Origin of the sequence: Enterococcus sp. S183_ASV_20 (assembly GCF_018919685.1) — a bacterium.
In the GTDB taxonomy this organism is placed as follows: domain Bacteria; phylum Bacillota; class Bacilli; order Lactobacillales; family Enterococcaceae; genus Enterococcus; species Enterococcus faecalis.
In genome coordinates this window covers 1-5,681 of sequence record NZ_JAHLRI010000097.1, presented here as the reverse complement: position 1 = coordinate 5,681, position 5,681 = coordinate 1, and the positions used below count along the sequence as shown (strand labels likewise).

The window sequence follows — 5,681 nt, the reverse complement described above, 5'->3', positions numbered from 1 at the left end:
AAAAAAGCAATCCTATTCGCCGTAGGATTGCTTTTTGTGTTATTTGTACGATTTAATGTCGTTTCGCACCTTTAGTATAACATATTTTTAAAAGAGGTCAACCAAAAAGAAGCAGATACACCCTTCCCTTATTGCATGTTTTTTAGTACAATATTACTGCAAACGCATTAATAACCTAAGAAAGGAAACTTACCCACCATGCCTAGAAAAACCTTTGTATATCCACACCCTATCAACGCATACATTATCAAGCAACTAGGGATTACTGTAGAAGAATTTTGTGAATTACATGCTTTCTCTCAAGGAACTGTTTCTTCTTGGATTACTCGTAACAAAAAAATTGAAACACTTCCTATCTCATTTATTTATTCTCTTTCTTTGTCGGCCAGCCAGACTATGGATCAGGTATATTCAGACCTTCTAAAACTGCAAGACGATTATTTGCTACACTTAGAACGCCACAGACGAACTAAAAAAATTATTGAATGAAAATACTTTTTTACTATCTTACTATTTTACTACAAGAAATAAAAACACAAGAGCAATGTTTGTACAGCATTTCTTGTGTTTTTATTTTATTAAACAGTATCTTTTATTTTTGTTTCTTTTTGTCTCGTGATTCATAAGCTTTCATATACATTTCAAACATTGTACGTTGTTCTGGTTCTAATGTGTTATCTAATCTATCTAACATGAATGATACAATGTCGTCTTGTGTTTCAAAATCTAAAGTATTCTGAAACGCATTTATTCTATTGATGTTACTCTTTTGTATCCTAATTGTACTATATACTTTATTTTTAGCAGGTCGCCCAATTCGTTTTGATCCTGAATCACTTGCTGAACTTTCTTCTTTTGAAAAACTACTTAAATCAAAAGTAGTTTCAGGTTCTGAAATTTCAGTTGCTTTAATTTCTTTTGATTGTTTACGTTCAGGATCCTTATGAAATGTATACTTACTCATTAGCAGTCGTCCCTTCTGTTCGTTCAATTATTTCATCAGATAATTTGTTATACAATTCATGAACTTTTCTATCATGAAAATCATATAATTCCGTATATCCTTCTTCTGATATACCTTTACGATCATAACGTTTTAACCGTTCCATGTGTCTAACAATTGTATTAAACAAAGTCTCATCACCAAAAGCGTCTTTGGCATCTTTAATTATTTGATTATCAATTCCAGAATCGTTTTTCAACAGCACTGGAAGTACCCCAGCGATATCAAAGTCAATGTTTTTATAAGTATCATACAAGGTTTGCAAGTATTCCCAAAATGCTTCTGCACCATCAAGGGAGCGTTGCTGCGTTTGCAAAACAATTACAATGTAATTAGAAGAATAAAGAGCTGTATCGGTAAATACTGAAAGTGTAGGAGGAACATCAAATATAATGTAATCATAATCATTTTCAATTGGTTTAAGTAATTCACTAAAAAATGCTATTCGTCTCTCTTTGTAGTTTTTCTCTGTCGGCATAATTGTTAGCTCAAGAAAATCAGGATAATTAACAAAGTCTTTGTGTGAAGGCAATAAATACAAATTAGGCATTACATTTACAACAGCTTTGCCTAAATTTCCTTCTTGAATTGCTACCATCATCGTTTCTTTTATAGGTAGTTCTTTATTATTTTGTAATCCATATGTTCTTCGCAACAATTGCGTTGAATTTGCTTGTGGGTCTAAGTCACAAACTAAAACTCTAAAACCTTTTTTAGCTAATTCATAGGCTACCATTACAGAATTAGTAGTCTTCCCAACGCCGCCTTTGAAATTTCCAAATACAATTTTTTTAACCATACAATGACTCCTCATTTCATAAATATTTTCTTACTACAAATAGTATATCATAAATATTTTCTTACTACAAATAATATTTATAAAATTTACTATTTTACTATCTTACTATCCTACTACTTTACTATTCTACTACTTTACTATTTTACTATCTTACTACTTTACTATCTTACTATTTTACTATCTTATTGTTTTAAAAGAATGATATTAACCTTTCTACAAAAGGATTTTTAGACGTATTTATTAAAAAATAAACATTTTTTACTATCTTACTATTTTACTATTCTACTATTTTACTACTTTACTATCTTACTACTTTACTATCTTACTACTTTACTATCTTACTACTTTACTATCTTACTACTAAAAATAAAAATTGCTTTATTTTAAATAATGTTTTGGTATTCTTAAAAAAAGAACGCTTACTAAATAAATTAATAGATACATTTTTAACTAAGAAAAGAGGGATCTTATATGAACAACTTCAAATTTTTTAATGTAAACCGTATTTACAATGAACTATTCTATCAATTCCCAAAAGTACTTATTGCTAGCGATAAATACAAAAAAATGTCAGATTCTACAAAAATTGCATACATGCTTTTAAAAGCACGTCTGGAATTTGCTGTTCAAAGAAATCAAGTAGATGAAAATGGAAATGTCTATTTTACATTTACTATTAGTGAATTAGGAGAAGTGCTTGATTGCGGTAAACAGAAAGTATTAGCTATAAAATCACAATTAGAAGAATACGGATTGCTTTATCAAAAACAAATGGGTTTTAATAAAACACTAGGTAAGAACAATCCTAATAGACTTTATCTAGCGGAACTTGAAGTAACAGAAAATGATATTTATCAATTGCAAACATTTGATGATACTATGCAAGAAAACGTTGATAAATCAGAGGGTATGAAAATCATACCCACCCCCCAAAGAAAAACAAACGCTGAATCCCTTGGTAATCAAGAGGGTATGAAAATCATACCCTGCCAAAACATTGATAAATCAGAGGGTATGAAAATCAGTACAGTATTTAATAATCTAAATACAGATACAATAGATACAATAGATACTGAAAAAGAACGATTGCAACAACAATTATTGCTCGATCAATTTTCAGAAGTTCAAGAGCATACATTTCTTAACAAAGATAGCTTAAAATTTATTGCAACCTTTTCTGATACTATTCAAGAAGCACATGAAATGGTTGGATCAATTATACGTGCTAAAACTAAAGTTGAAAAAGAATACAATGTTGTTTTAATTGGGGAAGATTATCAAGAAGAAATAGACAAATGTTTGCGTCGTGTGATGCATAAAATTAAGACAGATTCTACGGTAAAAAGTCCAAAAGGCCTATTCTACAAGTCGTTTTATAATTTATTTGTTGAATGTGCACTAGAGAAAAAAAGTCAATTGAACAAGAAAAGTAATTCTAACACTCCAGGAGTAATCACTCATAACTGGGTTGAAAATCAATAAAGTAGCTGTTTAGTATGAATTTAAATTTATGGAGGAAAATTATATGTCTTTTGAATCTGAAAATAAAAACGTAGAGAAAATAGTTGTGTCTAATAAAACGTATTATCTTGTTGGGACAAGTCACATTTCAGAGAATAGTGTTAAACTTGTTAAAGAGGTAATTGAAAGAGTTCAACCAGATACTGTTAGTATTGAGCTAGATAAAAAAAGATATGAAAAATACACTAACTCTAACCAATGGGGAAATACAGATATAATAAAAATTATTAAAGAAAAAAAATTAGTTGTTCTAATTTCCAATATTGTCTACAGTGCATATCAAAAAAAATTAGCAAATACTAAAGGAACTACTCAAGCTGGTGAATTAATTCAGGCAGTTAAAAGTGCTAAGGAAATAGGAGCAAACATTCAATTAATCGATCGTGATATCCAAGTTACTTTTAAAAGAATGTGGCGTCATTTAAGCTTTTTGGAAAAGCCAAAACTTTTTATGACATTTTTTACTGAATTTGATGATATTGAACAAGATAAATTAGAAGAATATTTAGAGTCTGATAGTTTTGACAAAGTATTTATTTCGTTTGGCCCATTTACTATTTATTGGTATGCCGTTTTCATAGTGTTTGGGATCATAATCGGATATTTTGTTGCTAATAGAAGAGCAAAGCGTGCGGCATTGCCTGAGGATACAATTGTTGACCTGTTGTTATATGGATTGCCAGTTTCTATTATATCGGCCAGATTATACTATGTCCTTTTTGAATTACCTTTGTACATTGATGATCCTTTAAGTATCTTTAAAATTTGGGAAGGTGGTCTAGCAATACATGGTGGATTAATTGGTGCTGTATTGACAGGGGTTATTTATTGCAAGAAGAAACATCTTTCTTTTTGGAATGTTGCTGACGTAGTTGCTCCCAGTATAGTAATTGGACAAATCATTGGACGATGGGGAAATTTTCTGTTTATGACTCAAAAGATAATGCAGCTGGTAAATATTCCTATGACGAAAAAAACAAAAAAATAACTTTTGATGTAAGTGGTAGAGGAACCTTTATTATGGAAAAAGTTGAATATAAAGATGGAAAAATAAATGGGGAAATCAATGATAGAGAAACGGTCTTTGTAAAAGAAAAATAGAATAAAGAGGTGATACTTTGAACAAAAAATCACTGGTAAAAGCAGTCTTACTATTTTTAGTAGGCTGTTTTTTTGTGTTTACACAAACTACAGCGGTTAATGCCGCACCTAAACCTGATGAAAATAAAGTTATTGTTACAGAGCCAACTACTAATGTAGATACAATTTATGATACTTACAAAGATAATGCTTTTGAATTAATGACAAAAGAAAAAGAAAAAGATAAACCCTGGAGCACAGGTATTAGTGAGGCAGTCGTGAACGCTTCTGCAGCAGTCAAAACATTCGTATGGGCTGGGGTAAAAGGACTCGGAGAATTTAATGCAGTTATGGTAAAAACACTATTTAGTATGGATATTATAACTGCTATTAAGCAACCGATTATGAACCTAACGTCTAGCATAGCAACTAATATGTTGGGCATTGCGGGAACGATTGGTATTGCCTTTGTCTTTGTTATTTTAGGTGTAAAATTTATTGGACAACAACGATACAAACGGTTTTTTGGTATTTTTTTAATGACGATTCTTATTTTTACAGGTCTTTCCGTCCTAAAAGATGCCAACACGTCCAATTCTTTGTTTGATATGATGTTTAGTGTGGATAAAGAAGTTGAGACCGCATTTGTGAATATTAATCCGGTCTTAGGTGATGTTAGTGTACCAATGACAGAGAAAGGGAAAGATAAGAACGGAAATGAAGTAGAGCAAAAATTATCTGCAGATCAACGAGCAAAAAGTGCAGGAAATTTAATTGCTTCACGTGTTTTTTACACCAATGTGTATGAACCTTACTTGCTCATGAACTATGGAACAAGTGATGTTAATAAAATCCGTAAGAAAACAGTGAAGTATAAAGATAAAGAATATGATCGAATCAATTTATTGTTAGACAACGATATGAATAGCGAAGAAAATAACAAGTTAATGGAAGAAGTTGTAAATTACGAAAGTAAAGACTTAAAAAACCGATCAATTATGTATTATAACAACTGGACCAATACTTTTTATGGCTTGTTTTATCTGGTAGTTAACCTCATTCAAACAGTGGTGTATTTCCTGTTAAGTTTCTTACGATTAATTATTGCGGTCATTCAATTGTTCCTATTGCCGTTGTTACCGTTATTGTTGTTCGCAGGACTCTTTTTAACTGAAACCAACGTCTTTGCGAATTACTTTAAAACCTTTGGCATGACTATTTTTATGAAGGGAATGGTTGGTTTTGCGACTATTTTCTTTGCAAGTTTCTTATCACTAG

The 5,681-nt window shown here is 30.8% G+C and carries 5 protein-coding genes and 2 pseudogenes; 5 read left to right on the top strand and 2 right to left on the bottom strand.

What is annotated here, in order from left to right; genetic code table 11:
* The first annotated feature begins 198 nt into the window (after nt 1-198).
* Nucleotides 199-489, top strand: a complete 291-nt coding sequence (locus tag KQI94_RS15255; protein WP_001137528.1) for a hypothetical protein — start codon at nt 199-201, stop codon at nt 487-489.
* Nucleotides 490-592: 103 nt separating this feature from the next.
* On the opposite strand, the gene KQI94_RS15250 is transcribed toward KQI94_RS15255, so the two are convergent.
* Nucleotides 593-964: a DUF5388 domain-containing protein gene (locus KQI94_RS15250; protein ID WP_000049959.1), complete on the bottom strand. Its 372-nt coding sequence runs from the start codon at nt 962-964 to the stop codon at nt 593-595.
* Nucleotides 957-1,802, bottom strand: coding sequence for an AAA family ATPase (locus KQI94_RS15245; RefSeq protein WP_000239313.1), 846 nt, complete (start codon nt 1,800-1,802; stop codon nt 957-959). Before KQI94_RS15245 ends, KQI94_RS15250 begins: the two co-directional genes overlap by 8 nt.
* A 471-nt stretch (nt 1,803-2,273) precedes the next feature.
* Here KQI94_RS15245 and KQI94_RS15240 point away from each other — a divergent pair, with 471 nt between their 5' ends.
* The 4 genes and pseudogenes from KQI94_RS15240 to KQI94_RS15230 form a co-directional block, all read left to right on the top strand.
* Nucleotides 2,274-3,284 (top strand): replication initiator protein A, encoded by a 1,011-nt coding sequence (locus tag KQI94_RS15240; RefSeq protein ID WP_001058676.1) that lies wholly within the window; start codon nt 2,274-2,276, stop codon nt 3,282-3,284.
* 28 nt (nt 3,285-3,312) lie between these two features.
* Complete coding sequence (gene lgt, locus KQI94_RS15235; RefSeq protein WP_002383893.1) at nt 3,313-4,311, top strand: prolipoprotein diacylglyceryl transferase; 999 nt, start codon at nt 3,313-3,315, stop codon at nt 4,309-4,311.
* Nucleotides 4,236-4,424: pseudogene (locus tag KQI94_RS16625) on the top strand (hypothetical protein); the annotation flags it as partial. The gene lgt and the pseudogene KQI94_RS16625, both read left to right, overlap by 76 nt.
* A 17-nt stretch (nt 4,425-4,441) precedes the next feature.
* A pseudogene (locus KQI94_RS15230) lies at nt 4,442-5,681 on the top strand (hypothetical protein); the annotation flags it as partial.

Coding starts and splice junctions, on each gene's coding strand:
- KQI94_RS15255 (WP_001137528.1), top strand. CDS start 199: ATGCCTAGAAAAACCTTTGTATATCCACACCCTATCAACGCATACATT.
- KQI94_RS15250 (WP_000049959.1), bottom strand. CDS start 964: ATGAGTAAGTATACATTTCATAAGGATCCTGAACGTAAACAATCAAAA.
- KQI94_RS15245 (WP_000239313.1), bottom strand. CDS start 1,802: ATGGTTAAAAAAATTGTATTTGGAAATTTCAAAGGCGGCGTTGGGAAG.
- KQI94_RS15240 (WP_001058676.1), top strand. CDS start 2,274: ATGAACAACTTCAAATTTTTTAATGTAAACCGTATTTACAATGAACTA.
- lgt (WP_002383893.1), top strand. CDS start 3,313: ATGGAGGAAAATTATATGTCTTTTGAATCTGAAAATAAAAACGTAGAG.